The organism is Streptomyces sp. NPDC030820 (assembly GCF_055572075.1).
The window spans coordinates 443,755-457,321 of record NZ_JBVIEB010000007.1 but is presented as its reverse complement, the minus strand read 5'-3'; the positions used below and the strand labels follow the sequence as shown (position 1 = coordinate 457,321).

Sequence of the window (13,567 nt, the reverse complement as noted above, 5' to 3'; positions counted from 1 at the left end):
CACCTCCGAGAATTCCCCCGCGCGGACGGCCGGAGAGGCAGGAATGAAAAGCTCACAATGTCCTGGAAAACGCGTCGTCAATTCGATCGCGCAGAAGTGAAACGGCGACCTCCGCTCTGTCGGAGCGACGTGGATCGCCGTGTGTGTACAGGAGCCGGACGTAACCGCCCGGAAACGCGACAGAGGGAACTTAACCCCGGGAGATCCGGAGGGTCAAGGAGATCAATTGGCTATGCCACGTGCATGTCCGGGCCGTGTCCCGCCGGCGGGACACGCGGGACAACCCGGCGGGACCCGCGCGCACGCCCGGCATCGGCCGCGGTGTCCGCCGATGCGGCCTGGCGACCAACTGCCCCCGGATTGGCTGGTGGAGTACCGCCGCCCGCGCTTGCGGCGGAGCGTGGCCGATGCTCGCCACACGCCGGACGGAGTCCTTTCCCGCGGGCTGCGCCCTGCCGGTGCGGCGACCGGCGTAGGGACCCGCGCGTCGATCGCGGGGCGGTTCGCCTTGATCGACGGGCTCTTGCCCGCCGTTTCTCGACGGTGTTAGCTTCACTTTCCACAAATGCCGATCGCACGTTTCCCGAGGCTGTTTCACAAAAGGAAACCCGTATGGCAAAAACGCAGTGGGTAAGTCATCTGCTGAACCGTGGCGCGGACGACGACCCGTGGGCCGTTTCGAGCGCTTCGGTCACCCGGGGACAGTTACGCGGTGCGGTAGCCGAGTTTGAGGAGCGTTTCCGGAACCAGGGAATCGGCGAAGGCAGCTCGGTTCTCCTGAGGATGACGCCGAGTATCACTTATATTCAGGTTCTGTTGGCCCTGTGGAGCCGTGGGGCGCAGGTGGTTCTGGTCGACTTCCGGCTGAAACCGGCAGAGTACGAACCGCTGGCGCAGCTGGTGCGTCCGCAGTACCTCGTCGCCGCGTCCGGCGCCGGAGGGCCGGTGGCCGGATTCCGTCAGGAGTCCGACTTCACGGTCCGGCAGCTGCCGGACGGCCGGCCCGCCGTCGACGGCATCCGACTGGTGCAGTTCAGCTCGGGCTCGTCCGGCCGGCCCAAGGTGATCGGCCGCCCCGCCAACTCCGTGCTGGCCGAAATCGACCGGCATGCCGCCCTCCCCGGAATCCCTGGCGCGGGCGACCGGATGATGTTGCTGAACTCGGTCATGCACAACATGGGCCTGGTCAGCGGCGTGCTGCACGCGCTCGCGTCCGGGGCGACGCTGATCATCCCGCCGACGCTGCGCCCGGCCGAGGTCGTACGGCTCATGGCAGCAACCGGGACGACCGCCGTCTACGGAACGCCCGTCCACTACGACCTGCTGTCCCGCGTCGCCGACCGGCCCCAACTGCCCGCACTGCGCCTTGCGGTGTCCGGCGGCGAGCGGGTGCCGCAGGAGACGTACGAAAACTTCCGTGCACGCTTCGGCCTGCCGATCAGCCCGGTCTACGGACTGACCGAGATCGGACTGATCGCGGGTGACCTGTCCGGCACGTCCGCCCCTCCGCAGCTGGGGCTTCCGGTGCCGGGGGCCGAGGTCAAGGTCGTCGACGAGGAGCTCTATGTGCGGATGGACCACTCGCCGTATCTGTACGGCGAGCACGCGGACCGCTACACGGACGGCTGGCTGCGGACCTACGACCGGGTGCGGCAGGACCCTGCGACCGGGGTGCTCAGCATGCTCGGCCGGGCCGACTCGCTGGCCGTGATCGGCGGACTGAAGGTCGACCTCACGGAAGTGGAGAACGTCCTCCTGACCCACGACCGGGTGACGGAAGCCGTCGTGACGCACGGAGAGGTCATCGAGGCGTTCGTGGGCGCCGACCCCGCCGTCGGCGCGGACGAGTTGACGGCCTGGTGCCGGGAGCGGCTGAGCCCCGTCAAGGTCCCCAAGAGGTTCCACGTCACGCGACTGCTGCCGCGGAACTCGATGGGGAAGCTGATCCGCGACCGTGCGCTGATGCACGGACGCGTCCTGTCGGAATCGCCCTCGCGGGCACAGGGGGACCGGTGATCTCGAAAGACGACCTCAGGGCGATATTGACCGAGAACGCGGGACTCGGGCCGCCCGAGGAACTGACCGACGACGCCGAGCTGGTGATCGACTCCTTCACCCTGGTGGTCCTTCAGCACGTCCTGGAGGAGCGGCACGGCGTGGTCATCGACCCGCAGTTCGACGACATGGCCCAGTTCACCTCGATCGACGGCATCCACACCTACGTGACCAGGGTCGCGCAGGAGCACTGACCGGCACACCTGGCCCCCCCATCCGACCACATGCGCAGGGAGCGATGATGAGCAACCCCTTCGAGAACCCCGACGGCACCTTCCTGGTGCTCGTCAACGACGAGGGCCAGCACTCGCTGTGGCCCTCGTTCGCCGAGGTGCCCGCGGGCTGGACGGTCGCGCTCGGCCAGAGCGACCGCCAGACCTGCCTCGCCTACGTCGAGGAGCACTGGACCGACATGCGCCCGCTGAGCCTCGTGCGCCGATAGGAGACTCGATGGACGACGCCGCATTCCAGCTGCTGCTGCTACGGGAGGAGGACCTCGAGGAGTCGTTCTACGGCGAGGAGCCGAGCGCCGCCTACGATCCCGCCTTCGTCTCCGGCGACGAGTCGGGGCGGGCCATCGTCGACCTGACCAACATGCTCACGCACGGCACGCATCCCGAGACGGTGCACCACGCCTCCGCGCTGTTCACGAACGTCGTGGGATCGGTGGTGTTCCACCATGTCGCCCAGTTCGGCCACGGGACCTGCCGGCAGATCTACCAGGAGCTCTTCGACGCGGTGCACGCCTGCGCGCAGTACCGGATGGAACTCAACGACGGCGTGCAGCTCGACATCTCGAGGGTGGACCTGGGGCCTGTCGAGCTGGGAGACGGCGGCTTTCTGGTGCGGTGGCTGTCCACCGTCGACCACTTCCGCATCGAGACCGCCTGGGTGATCGTCGCGAAGGACGACATTCTCACCTTCGTCAACGCCCGTGTCCCGGACGAGTCGGAGATCCAGCGGCTCGCACGCATCGCCGTCGACCGCGTCACCGAACCGACCGGTGCGTCATGACGTCCACGGCATCCCTGGTCGACTTCGCGTCAGCGCTGGAGACGGTCGAGGAATGGCTGACCGAGTACATCTCAGCGAGCCATCCGGAGATCGGCCGCACGGGGCCCATCTGTCCCTTCGTGGCACCCTCGCGCAAGAACCGGACGATGGAGATCCGCCTGCGGTTGGCCGGCCACGCGCCGACCCTCGAGCTGATCGAGGAGATCGCCCGCAGCAGTCTGCGAGAGTACGAGCTGACGACCTGGCAAGGCCGCAATCCCATGCTGCGGGCCATGGTGGTCGCACTTCCCGACCTGCGCAGCGAGGACACCGGACTGCTCGACCAAGCCCATGCCCGGGTGAAGGACGCCTTCGTGGCACAGGGGCTCATGATCGGCCAGTTCCACGAGAACTGCGAGGTGACGGCCGCCCGCAACCCCCGCTTCGCGGTGAGCAAGGCACCCTTGCCCCTGTTCGCCATCCGCGCCATCGCCCTGCACGACGTCTTCTTCCTGTCCGAGCGACCGCACTGGTTCCAGCAGTACCGGGAGCGGTTCGGCAAGTTCTTCGGACCGGGGTCCACCGTGATGGACCCACTCTTGGTGGAGCGCTACCAGGAGGCCGAGCAGGCTTACGGTGGTCCGCCGCCGTAGTGCAGGCGACCGCTTGGCCACCGGTGGGGGACTCCGACACTGTTGGAGTCCCCCACCGGCGAGACATGTCCCGAAACCGGTCCGGGGCCGTTGGGAGCGACTGCTTGTGGGTCAGCATGCCGTCGACGCTGCCCACACGAAGACCCGGACACCCAGCCGCCGGTACGCGATCTGCTGTGCCCAGAACCGAGGCTTCCAGGGCGTTGGCCAGGGCGCGTTCCAGGTTTCCCCGGGCGATGGAGGGCAGCCCGTACCTGTCGAAGGTGCCCTCCGGTGGTTCCATCGCTTTGTTGACCCCTGCCGAGGGGCCGCGGTACGGCGCGAGGGTTCCGGCTGACGAGCCGTAACCTCCACCGTGGAACAGGCTCAGCTGGGCCCCGTACCGCTCCGCCACCTCGCACAGCCGCTTCTGTGCCTGATGGTGGGTCCATCGGGCGGTCACGATGCCCTCGCTGCGGTTCGCGCCGGAACAGTCGAGCATGACCTCCTGGACTTCGCCGCGTAGGTGGACCTGCCGCCGATACGAGGGATCTGACAGCGCGGCGTCGAGTACAGCGGTCCACGGTGGCCATGTGCAGGCCGAAGACCGAGGCGGTTCGGATCGCCCGTTCCAGCGATCCCCGGGCGGTGAGCGGGCCTTGGTGCGCGAGCATCGACCGGCGGATCAGCATAAGGTCGTTCAGCAGCCCGGCTTCCGTCGCGTAGTCCCGGCCCTCCTCGCGTCGGGCGCCCTTGACAAACCTCCGTCGGGCGTTGACCAGTTTCTCCTGGATGCAGACGGCCTTGCATGTACAGCATCTCGGCGATGCGCCGTGCCCGATGGGCCGCCTCCGGGAGCGCCACCAGGTCGTCGCTGAGGCTGGCCAGCAGCTCCTTATGGTTACGGGGTCACCTGCGGTGGGCTTGGCCAAGGAACTGCCGCGGCCGGACTGGACATCACCTCTGGGCATGAGGGCAGCGAACACTGCGACTTGGGGCATTTCGACTCCCACGAGCGAGCGGAGCCCCTTTTGTACAGCACGGCAGCGAACGCAGCGCTGAGAGATGAGCCACCGATGGCGAATTGGCCCGCGACCTGCGCACAGCGCGCCTGAGAAGCTGCGCCTCCGGTGTCGTACTTTGAGGAGATGCCATGCAGGTAGCCGTCGTCACCTTTGACGGATTCAACGAGCTCGACAGCTTCATCGCCTCCGCGCTGATCAACCGGTGCCGAAAGGACGGGTTGGAGGCCTTCATCACGACACCGACGCCGGTCGTCACGTCCATGAACGGCGTTGAGGTAACCGGTCAGCGCCCAGTGGAGTTCGTGACCGAAGCCGACGTCGTGCTGATCGGCAGCGGGGTGAAGACACGGGACGTAGTCGCTGACGACCGGCTGATCTCCAGGCTGCCGCTCGACGCCTCGCGACAGCTGATCGGCGCGCAGTGCTCCGGCGCGCTGGTGCTCGCGCGGCTCGGGTTGCTGGATGGCATGTCCGCCTGTACGGACATGAAGAGCCGGCCCTTTGTCGAAGCCTGCGACGTCACCGTGCTGGACGCGCCGTTTTATGCCGAGGGGAACATTGCCACGGCGGGCGGCTGCCTCGCGTCACAGTACCTCGCCACCTGGGTGATCACCCGGATACTCGGGGCGGACGCGGCGCGCGACGTCATCGACTATGTGGCTCCGGTCGGCGAAAACCAGGAAACCGTCGAGCGCGCCATGCGTGCTGTCCAAGCAGGCGAGATTGCATTGCGCTGACGCCCCGGGACTCAGCCTCCGGTAAATCGCCGAGTAGACGCGGTCTCGATAGGCGAGTCAAGGGGCTGCGTGTCGCGCAGCAGTGCCCGCAGGATGCGGGGGTCGGTCCTGGTGCCGTCGCCCCGCCTTACGCCAACCCGATGAGAGTGTGGGGGACGCTACCTGTGCGGCGTCATCGACGTGAGTCGTGGATGTCAGGGGAAGCGCTGCACTGCTGGCGGCGGTGCGGTCTGCCGGTATCGCGGTGGACACGTGGCAGCGCTGTCCGACCTCGCCATGCCCGCAGTGCGGGCGACCAGTCTTGGATCACCAGCGAGGCCGGAGACGTGTCGGCCTCGAACAGCCGTCCCGCGGCCGTGCCTCGTGCCAAGGCACGCGAAGGCGGAGCAGCGGAACCGGCGGCGGCCAAGGGCAATTCGTCGTCGGCGGCGCTCAGTTGCCCCTGGCCACCTGAACCGTTCACTCGGCGCCGCTGACTCCTGGGGCGATGAAGCGCCTGTGCAGCGGCGAGAACGCGCTGTCGGGTGCGCCGTTGATGCCTGCCTTCTCGATCGCGGGCGCCAGTCGCTCGGTGAAGAAGGTCTGGAAGGAGTGTTCCGACTCCCAGACGTCGATGACGTGGAGCCCTTGGGCGTCGAACCACGCCACGTGCACCTGAGCGCCCGCCGGGGCGTTTTCCTCCCAGTCCACCGCGTCGCGCACCGTGTCGTACTGCTCCGGGGTCACCCCGGCCCAGCTCAGGGACATCACCACAGCCATGCTCTGCTCCTTCTTCTCGCCGTGTTCGCCGTTCCCGTCGCTCTCGTCCTGCATGACCGGCCCTCCCACTCGCGTGTACGACCAGCCGTCCCACCGCTGACGGTCCCGGCCCGTTGCACACACGTGGCCAGGGCCGCCCGTGGCGGTGGCTTCGGAATCGTCCCGCCGGAGGCGATCCGGGCGAAGAGCGCGCAGAGGCGCGGTGCGGGAATGTTTCACGCCGGTGCGCCCAGCACGCCGCGTCATTCGGTCGGTCACGGCCTCGACGCGTGCGCCATGTACGGCAGGACACTGCCCCGGCTACACCGGATCCCGCAGGACCCACCCCCCCCGGACCGCTGACACGGACGGCACCATCAGTCGTAGGCTGCACGGTGAGCAAGCGCTTAGTAAGCGTCTTGATCGGTGGCCCATGTGCCATGGAGGGACAGTCATGTCAACGTCACAAGCCGAGGCCTTCGACGAGCGGGAGGCCCAGGACCGGTTCCTCCCCACCACCTACACCCGCGGACCCTGGGGCGTGGACTCCCAGCACGCTGGTCCGCCGGCCGCACTGCTCGGACTGGCCGCTGAGCAACGACCGGGCGGACGGCCGGACATGCGTGCCGTCCGGCTCACGTTCGAGATCACGCGGGGCTCCGCGCCAGGCGCAGCGTCGAGCTCGTGGAGTTCGGTCTGACCCCCGATGGCGGCGAGGAGGTGATGCGGGCGACGGCTCTGCTGATGAAGACCGCACCGGACTCCGTACCGGAGGTGTCGCCGGGCCGACAGGTGACCGGACCTGGGGCCGTACCCACGAAGGCGTTCTTTCCGGTCCCCTGGGAGCAGGGCTACCACACCGCTCAGCCGGGTGCTGACGGCTGCCGACTCGGGCAACGGCGTCAGCGCCGAGTGGGATGTCCGCCGTTACGTCTTCGTCAACATCTTCGTCAACACCGATCCCACCGTCAGCCTGCACCGGCACCCCGAGGGTGAGTGGGTCTGTCTGGATGCCCGGACGGTCGTGGACAGCGCGGGCATTGGGCTCGCCGAGTCCGCCCTGCACGACGAGAAAGGCCCGCTCGGCCGCAGTACCCAGACCCTGTACGTGGCCGCGCGCGGCTGAGGCAGCGGGCACGGCCGGCCCTTTCGCCGTAGCGCACAGCCCGCCGCAGGGCGACCGAGCTGTGCCCGCCGACGACAGGCCGATATGGGCACTGCCCGCTCCCACGGGCAGCGCCCACCAACTGGCTCCTCCAACATGCCGCAACCGCGGTCGATCAGGCGGTCAGCGGCTGCCCCTCCAGTTGTGCGCCACGTCGACCACCAGGTGGCCGCCCAGTTGGATCACCCGGAACGGCAGACGGGCGCGGATGCCGATGCCGATCTGCGTCTCTCCTTCGAAACTGCCAGCGAACCGGGTGTCCTTGAAGGTGCGGTACCCACTGATGTTCACGCCTGGAAGGGGGCGGCCCACCTGTCCCGGGTATGTGGGCGCGCCACTGGCCGGGTCGTACGCAGGCGCGTCGATATGGACGTCGAGTACGGCCCCGCCGCGGACCGGGATGTATCGACCGGAGGCGTTCTGGGACAGCCGGTCGACGTACCTGACGTAGTAGCCGATGGAACCGCCGCCGCCGGGAACGTCGAAGACCATGCGGTCGAAGCAGTCATGCCGACCGGTCCTGATGTTTTTCAGCGGAACGGTTCCGGTGGCGACGCCGCCCTTCGCGCCGCTGCCCCAGCCGGTCGGGCAGGCCGTGACACGGGAAGTGGCTGCCGTTGCGGCGTCCGCGGCCGTCGTCGCCACTCCCAACCCGGCACCCGCCACAGCGAGCGCCGCAATCGTTGCCCCTATTCGTCGCATGATGCCCCCTTGTTCCCTTTGGTAAATCGTCATGCTGTTATGGGGTGAGACACAGAGGAATGGTCGATGGTTGCATGCCCGGCGACGGGGAGCTCGCCCCCGACTCTCTCACCCCGGATCGGGACATCACGCATCAGCACTTCCGGGCGGGCGAGCAGGTGGTCGTCATCAAGGGCGTAATCGGCACCAAGCTGTGGGGGGACGCGGTGCGGGCGGTCGCTCCGTCCTGGCACACACCGACCTACGAGGACGGGTGGCGGCTGCGCGGTCCCAACGGCGGGGCGCAGACCTTCATCACCGCCCAATCCCCGCTACCTCGTGCACCTCTCTCGCCGCTGCCCGGACTGCATGATCTACCTGCGGGCCATGGCGGATCACCTCCTGCCCCACCTCACCGGCCACCAGGATGCGGTCATCGACTGTGGCTGGTACACCACCACAGCCCTCGGCCAGCTCGTCCACGTCGCCGACGCCCAGGGTGGCCGGTGAGCCTCCCTGTCCGCCGCCCCGGCCGTGCCCTCGCACTGGTGTGGGCGCGCGCCCGGGCCACCCAGAACGCCGCGTTGCCCCTCTGCCCGCCCCGCCTTGCCGCCGATCTGCGGGAATTCGACGCTCGCTGGAAGGAGTCGGCCGAGGTCTGCGCCGACGTCGCCTGGGCGGCTCGCTCCGACGGCAACAGCGTCCTCGGCCTGTGGCACCCCGACCACGCCACCACCACAGGGGACGAGGAGTTCCGCATCCACCACGGCCGCGAACTGAGCGGCACCTTGCTGTGGGCCGGCGGTTCCTTCCCGGACAACACCCGAGTGCTGTGGGGCGCCTACATGCTCGCCTGGCGTCCATACACCCAGGTGGAGGGCCCAAGTGGCGAGTTCCGCTGCCTCGCGGTGTCTACAACTCCGAACCCAGCGGAGCCCCAGCCGCCGCACGAGGCATAACCAGCAGCCTGCCTCGCATGTCGTCGACCATGGGAATCTGCCATGGGGGAAGGCATTGGACCGCCCATTTCAGGGCCCGTCAGAGTTGGATCTCAACTGTTCACGTCGGTGAACTCCACGCTCAGGCCGTGGGCGGGGAGATCGCGATGATCCGCGCCGACCAGGTCAACGAGGCGTACGACCGCGTCCAGGCCTATGACGTCCGCTACCGCTTCGTGATCGACACGGCCACCGTCTGACCGGCCACCAGAAGTCACGTAGCTTCACCATCATCGGCTCAGGCCATCGCCCCACCGGCGCGCCCTCCACTGGCGGCAGTGCCAAGCCGGGGCAGTAGCGCCCTGATCGCGGCTCATGCCAAGGGAGGTGTCTGCGGCGGAGGCTTGCCATACCGCAGAGAACCCTTCGCCCCAAGGCCTCACCCATGAACGCCGGTCCGGGCGGCCCGAGGGCGACCGGATACAGTGCGCGAGACGGCAGCCTGGTCAGGGAGGGGAAGCTCTCGGGATGGTGCGCGGCCACGGCCGGCGCCGGCAGGACCGGGCGGCGATCGTCGGTGACACCCTGCTGGGCACCAGCTGGATCCTGTTCACCTGGTCCGTTCTGCTCGGCGTCCTGTTGCGGCTCGCCCTGACCGTGGCCGGAGTCGGCGAGAGTCAGGACCGGGCACGAGCCCGGATCGCCCTGCACTTCCAGGAGTCTGGCGATCCCATCGCCTACGACGTGGCCGTCGACCGGCTGCGCCTAGCCCCGGACGCCGGCCCAGGCAGCACAGTGCCCAAAGACGCGATCCTTCACTAGGCAAGTCGTTTGTCGGAACCGCAGTTGTCGGAATCTTCGTGCGCTGAGTGCCCCGCAGACAGTGCCAACACCACCTGCACACCAAACACTCAGTGAGGGACGCTGGCGCTCAGCGCACCAGCGTGAAGCATTCACCGGTTTGAGCACCGCCCGCGGTCGGCTGCGATTCGAACAGTGCAGGAGCCTGGGCAGCGCGACGGCAGCCGATGACGGTTGAGGGTCCTGGTGTCGAGGCACTCACACCGTGGCGGCTGGCTGCCCGGACATCGTCGTTGAGCACCAGCCTGCTGACTGACTCCATGCGCCCGACGGCGCGGACCGTCCGAGGAGGGACGCGGCCGAGGGGCGGGGCTTACTTGGATTCGACTCGTCCTATCGGATCGGGGTCGGTCGTCAGTGCCTCGCACTCGGCCTGCCACGTGGGGGCACTGGGGTGAAGCTGGGTGTGGAGGTAGGCCGCGGTGAGCCGGGCGAGGGCGGCGACTCGTTCGGGGTTCTCGTCGGTGGTCTCGGCGGCGTCGTATCCGGCGATCCCGCCGAGCCCGTGCTCCGCGCCGAACAGGGTGAGCAGGGTCTTGGGTCCGGGGGCGAGGGTGTAGGGGTCGGCGTGCCAGTCCGGCCCCATGTCCGTGAAGTGCCGGGAGTCGTCCTCGTCGCCGGCGACGACCAGCGTGGGCGTGGTCATGGTGGAGAAGTCGATGGTCCGCAAGACCGGCAGCACGTCAGCCATCGGTCCGTTGAGGACTTCACCCCTACCGGGCGCGGCGAGCAGCACGCCCGCCTTGATCCGCGGTTCGAGAAGGCTCACCTCTCCCCCCTCGTCGGGGTCGGTGACCCGGGCACCGAGCAGGAGGCTGGAGGTGAAGCCGCCGAACGAGTGCCCGGCAACGGCGACCTTGGTGTGGTCGATCCGCCCGGAGAGCCACGGCACGGCCTTCTCGATCATGTCGATTCGATCGAGGATGTGCGACATGTCCTCGGAGCGCGAGCGCCAGAAGAAGGGAGCCCCGGGGGCGTCAGCGACCAGGTGGCTCAGCACCCTGGAGCTGAGGTGGGTTGGCTGGATGACCACGAATCCGTGGGCGGCCCAGAGGTTGACGAGCGGCGCGTAGCCGTTGAGCGAGGAGAGGTTGTTCGAGTGGCCTTGGCCGTGAGAGAGGAGGACGACGGCAAGACCGGTGCCGCTCGCGGGTGCGGAGACGCGTACCTGGAGGTCCACGGGACGTCCGGGCACGGAGAGGACTACGGGGCTGAAGGACAACACCGGGACCGGCGTGCCGAAGGCGTCGGCGCAGGTGACAGTGGATGCGCTCACGATGTGGGTTTCCTTTCGGTGGGCACCTGCTGTCCGCCGGTCTCCTGCGAGCGACGACGGGCAAGGTGGTCAGGAGCATCCTGCTTCGACTAACCTGAAGCGGAGCGGTGCTCCACTTACTATCCGGAGCAACGCTCCGTTTGTCAATCGGTGTGGAAGGAGTGCGCGATGGACACCGACACCCCCGCAGGGCAGTCGCCGCCCCGAGGCAAGCGGGCCGACGCCCAGCGCAACCGGCAGACGGTGCTCACTGCCGCCGCCGAGGTGTTCGTCACCTCCGGCGTCGACGCACCGATCCGCCAGATCGCGGCCCAAGCGGGCGTCGGGATGGCCACGATCTATCGCCACTTCCCGACCCGGGCGGATCTCGTCACGGCCGTCTACCGCCATCAGATCGAGGCATGCGCCGAGGCCGGCCCGAACCTGCTGGCCAGTGCCGACTCCCCGCTCGACGCACTGCGCCAGTGGATCGACCTTTTCGTCGACTTCCTCGTCACCAAGCATGGACTCGCCGACGCCCTGCAGTCCGACCACGACCGCTTCGCCGCGCTGCACGCCTACTTCCTCGACCGCCTGCTGCCCGTCTGCGCCCAACTGCTCGACGCTGCGGTCGAGGCCGGTGACATCAGGCCCGGTACACAGCCATATGAGTTGATGCGCGGCATCGGCAACCTCTGCGTCGGACGCGACAACGACCCCCGCTACGAGCCCCGACGGCTGATCGCTCTCCTTCTCCAGGGACTGCAGCGACCTCACGCGTCCTGATGCCGACGAGCGGCATCGCGACCTGGTCCCGCCGGCGTCCTTGGTCGGCTGAGCGTGTGCGCCGGCAGCGAGCGCCGTCTGGACGGCGTTGTCGTCATCGGTGCAGGCGGTGAACAACACGACCTGGACGGTGGGGTGCTCGGCGCGGATGCGGCGGGTGGCCTCCGCGCCGGCCATGCGGCGGTCTCCCGGCAGGTCACCCTCGACCCCGAAGTCCAGCAGCGGCTGCTGGCCGCAGCTGTACGCGGCCGCCGGCCACCAGACCGCCACGACCAGGACCACGAACCGCAGGCACCGCCCTCGGCCCTCCAGCTCACCCCCCCCCCGCGAGGAGGACGTGCTGCGGCTGCTCGCCACCGGACTGCCGAACGCCGCCATCGCCCGCCGACTGCTCATCGGCCCGGCCACGGTCAAAACCCACGTCAACCACCTGTTCGCCAAATTCGGCGTCAGCACCCGCGCTGAGGCGATCGCCCGGGCCCACAGCCACGGCTGCACCACCGTCAGCACCGACTGATCACAGCAGATCGCAAAGGGCCTCGACCGCGCACGGGTTGGGGAGCATCCGCGCCAGCAGTGCAGCAGCGACGAGGACGCATGGCTACCCGACCCCGGGCGGTCGGCCGTATCCAGTTGGCGGTCCCGGCGGAGCCGGTCTCTCCTACTGGGGGTGTCTCATCGAGCCAGTTCGACTACCGGGTGACACGGCTGCAGGACACCGACGAAGAACACGTCAGCGCCGAGCTTGCCGACGGCGTGCTCACCGTCAAGGTCCTCAACGCCGAGAAGGCCAAGCCCCGACGCATCCAGATCGCCGGCTGGCAGCCGTACCGAGCGCGCCCACCGGGGCGGGCTCGCCCGCTTGGCAAGTGCGGCTCGACCCTCGGGGCGCAGGCTGGCTACCAGGTCCGGCAAGGCCCGCGCGCGCGGGGCACGCCGGGTGCGGACTCGGCGAACCCCAACATCGGCCATCGGCAGTTGCCGGGACGGCGGTGGACGTCACAGCCTCAGCCCCTCGTCACGCCGTGCGGCCGGACGGATGTGGCGGAGTCAGGGCCGCGGGCTACGCCTCGCCACTGCATTGCTCGCCATGACCAGAGCACCCCAGCGGCCCGCCGCTGTGCCCCAAGCATCGTTCGAACACCATGGCCTGGCCGTGACTGTTGCGATGCTCCGAGCGGAGCCGGAAGGACTTCCGACGACACCCCGCTCATGGCCTACGTCACGAGCGAGCCGGGCGGAGAGCCTGTGAACCAGAGCGTGGTCGCCGGGCGCGCACGGTCCTGGGTGCGTGCAGGCCCAGAAGAGGCCGCGGCCACGGAGTTCGGGCTTCTGAATCGACTATCCGCCGGGTATGGCACCGGCTGAGGCGCGGCACGGTTCCGGCGGCCGTCGATCGCCCGCGATGGCGCCCCGGTTGGGCGACCCTGGCATCGCGTATCGACGCCGGCAACTTCGCCCCGCAGTGAGCAGCCCCGCGGAGCGCATGCGTCTCGCTCGGTCCCTCGATCACCTGTCTCACGCCGCCTTGCAGTGCTCGTTGGCGCTTAGGACGGTCCGCAGTCGCTGGTAGCGGTCGAGGCCTTCCCAGGTGTCGTGGTCGGGCGGGCTGGGGTTGCGGTGTCCGGTGCTCCAGGCCCAGACGCTGGCGGCGATGCCGACGACGAGCGGGAAGAGCAGCCACAGCAGGGCGCCCACGGT

General features: G+C 68.6%; 16 protein-coding genes and 5 pseudogenes. 15 read left to right on the top strand and 6 right to left on the bottom strand.

Annotated features, from left to right (window positions below; all coding sequences use genetic code 11):
- Positions 1–57: 57 nt before the first annotated feature.
- The 5 genes from ACZ418_RS22195 to ACZ418_RS22175 are packed head-to-tail and all read left to right on the top strand — an operon-like array spanning position 58 to position 3,701.
- On the top strand, positions 58–2,016 hold the full coding sequence (locus ACZ418_RS22195) for a class I adenylate-forming enzyme family protein (protein WP_468365392.1): 1,959 nt from the start codon (positions 58–60) through the stop codon (positions 2,014–2,016).
- Complete coding sequence (locus tag ACZ418_RS22190; protein WP_450781063.1) at positions 2,013–2,249, top strand: acyl carrier protein; 237 nt, start codon at positions 2,013–2,015, stop codon at positions 2,247–2,249. The genes ACZ418_RS22195 and ACZ418_RS22190 overlap by 4 nt, the downstream gene beginning before the upstream one ends.
- Before the next feature lie 47 nt (positions 2,250–2,296).
- Positions 2,297–2,497, top strand: coding sequence for an MbtH family protein (locus ACZ418_RS22185; RefSeq protein ID WP_043382691.1), 201 nt, complete (start codon positions 2,297–2,299; stop codon positions 2,495–2,497).
- An 8-nt stretch (positions 2,498–2,505) separates the two neighbouring features.
- Positions 2,506–3,069 carry a hypothetical protein gene (locus tag ACZ418_RS22180; RefSeq protein WP_468365389.1) on the top strand — a complete coding sequence of 188 codons (564 nt, stop codon included), beginning with the start codon at positions 2,506–2,508 and terminating at the stop codon, positions 3,067–3,069.
- A complete protein-coding gene (locus ACZ418_RS22175) occupies positions 3,066–3,701 on the top strand; it encodes a DUF6875 domain-containing protein (protein ID WP_468365387.1) in 636 nt (211 codons plus the stop codon). The genes ACZ418_RS22180 and ACZ418_RS22175 overlap by 4 nt, the downstream gene beginning before the upstream one ends.
- 184 nt (positions 3,702–3,885) lie before the next feature.
- On the opposite strand, the pseudogene ACZ418_RS22170 reads toward ACZ418_RS22175, so the two are convergent.
- Together ACZ418_RS22170 and ACZ418_RS22165 are read right to left on the bottom strand one after the other, a co-directional pair.
- Positions 3,886–4,245 (bottom strand): annotated as a pseudogene (locus ACZ418_RS22170) (phosphoenolpyruvate carboxylase); the annotation flags it as partial.
- A 25-nt stretch (positions 4,246–4,270) separates the two neighbouring features.
- Positions 4,271–4,651: pseudogene (locus ACZ418_RS22165) on the bottom strand (phosphoenolpyruvate carboxylase); the annotation flags it as partial.
- 182 nt (positions 4,652–4,833) lie between these two features.
- On the opposite strand from ACZ418_RS22165, the gene ACZ418_RS22160 reads away from it, so the two are divergent.
- The gene (locus ACZ418_RS22160) at positions 4,834–5,442 is read left to right on the top strand and encodes a DJ-1/PfpI family protein (RefSeq protein ID WP_468365385.1); all 609 of its coding nucleotides are present in this window, start codon (positions 4,834–4,836) and stop codon (positions 5,440–5,442) included.
- 459 nt (positions 5,443–5,901) lie between these two features.
- Here ACZ418_RS22160 and ACZ418_RS22155 read toward each other — a convergent pair whose 3' ends face one another.
- Entirely contained in the window at positions 5,902–6,255 is a 354-nt protein-coding gene (locus tag ACZ418_RS22155; protein WP_468365383.1) for a hypothetical protein, read from the bottom strand.
- Between the two features lie 379 nt (positions 6,256–6,634).
- Here ACZ418_RS22155 and ACZ418_RS22150 point away from each other — a divergent pair, with 379 nt between their 5' ends.
- Both ACZ418_RS22150 and ACZ418_RS22145 read left to right on the top strand, forming a co-directional pair.
- Positions 6,635–6,880 (top strand): hypothetical protein, encoded by a 246-nt coding sequence (locus tag ACZ418_RS22150; RefSeq protein ID WP_468365381.1) that lies wholly within the window; start codon positions 6,635–6,637, stop codon positions 6,878–6,880.
- A 171-nt stretch (positions 6,881–7,051) separates the two neighbouring features.
- The gene (locus tag ACZ418_RS22145; protein ID WP_468365379.1) at positions 7,052–7,306 is read left to right on the top strand and encodes a hypothetical protein; all 255 of its coding nucleotides are present in this window, start codon (positions 7,052–7,054) and stop codon (positions 7,304–7,306) included.
- Between the two features lie 162 nt (positions 7,307–7,468).
- Here the strand turns inward: ACZ418_RS22145 and ACZ418_RS22140 are convergent, their stop codons facing one another.
- Entirely contained in the window at positions 7,469–8,047 is a 579-nt protein-coding gene (locus tag ACZ418_RS22140) for an AMIN-like domain-containing (lipo)protein (RefSeq protein WP_468365377.1), read from the bottom strand.
- 59 nt (positions 8,048–8,106) lie between these two features.
- Here ACZ418_RS22140 and ACZ418_RS22135 point away from each other — a divergent pair.
- From ACZ418_RS22135 to ACZ418_RS22120, 4 genes and pseudogenes are all read left to right on the top strand, one after another.
- A pseudogene (locus ACZ418_RS22135) lies at positions 8,107–8,536 on the top strand (hypothetical protein).
- Positions 8,533–8,985 carry a hypothetical protein gene (locus ACZ418_RS22130; RefSeq protein ID WP_468365375.1) on the top strand — a complete coding sequence of 151 codons (453 nt, stop codon included), beginning with the start codon at positions 8,533–8,535 and terminating at the stop codon, positions 8,983–8,985. Before ACZ418_RS22135 ends, ACZ418_RS22130 begins: the two are co-directional and overlap by 4 nt.
- A gap of 128 nt (positions 8,986–9,113) precedes the next feature.
- A pseudogene (locus ACZ418_RS22125) lies at positions 9,114–9,224 on the top strand (alcohol dehydrogenase); the annotation flags it as partial.
- Positions 9,225–9,483: 259 nt separating this feature from the next.
- Positions 9,484–9,657 (top strand): annotated as a pseudogene (locus ACZ418_RS22120) (metallophosphoesterase); the annotation flags it as partial.
- Positions 9,658–10,138: 481 nt separating this feature from the next.
- Here ACZ418_RS22120 and ACZ418_RS22115 read toward each other — a convergent pair.
- Entirely contained in the window at positions 10,139–11,101 is a 963-nt protein-coding gene (locus ACZ418_RS22115) for an alpha/beta hydrolase family protein (RefSeq protein WP_468365373.1), read from the bottom strand.
- A gap of 168 nt (positions 11,102–11,269) precedes the next feature.
- On the opposite strand from ACZ418_RS22115, the gene ACZ418_RS22110 reads away from it, so the two are divergent.
- The 3 genes from ACZ418_RS22110 (at position 11,270) to ACZ418_RS22100 (ending at position 13,234) form a co-directional block, all read left to right on the top strand.
- Positions 11,270–11,866: a TetR/AcrR family transcriptional regulator gene (locus tag ACZ418_RS22110; protein ID WP_468365371.1), complete on the top strand. Its 597-nt coding sequence runs from the start codon at positions 11,270–11,272 to the stop codon at positions 11,864–11,866.
- A 109-nt stretch (positions 11,867–11,975) separates the two neighbouring features.
- Entirely contained in the window at positions 11,976–12,383 is a 408-nt protein-coding gene (locus ACZ418_RS22105) for a response regulator transcription factor (RefSeq protein WP_468365369.1), read from the top strand.
- Positions 12,384–12,463: 80 nt separating this feature from the next.
- Positions 12,464–13,234 carry an Hsp20 family protein gene (locus tag ACZ418_RS22100; RefSeq protein WP_468365367.1) on the top strand — a complete coding sequence of 257 codons (771 nt, stop codon included), beginning with the start codon at positions 12,464–12,466 and terminating at the stop codon, positions 13,232–13,234.
- A gap of 150 nt (positions 13,235–13,384) precedes the next feature.
- On the opposite strand, the gene ACZ418_RS22095 is transcribed toward ACZ418_RS22100, so the two are convergent.
- Positions 13,385–13,564: a hypothetical protein gene (locus ACZ418_RS22095; protein ID WP_468365365.1), complete on the bottom strand. Its 180-nt coding sequence runs from the start codon at positions 13,562–13,564 to the stop codon at positions 13,385–13,387.
- Between the last annotated feature and the right edge of the window lie 3 nt (positions 13,565–13,567).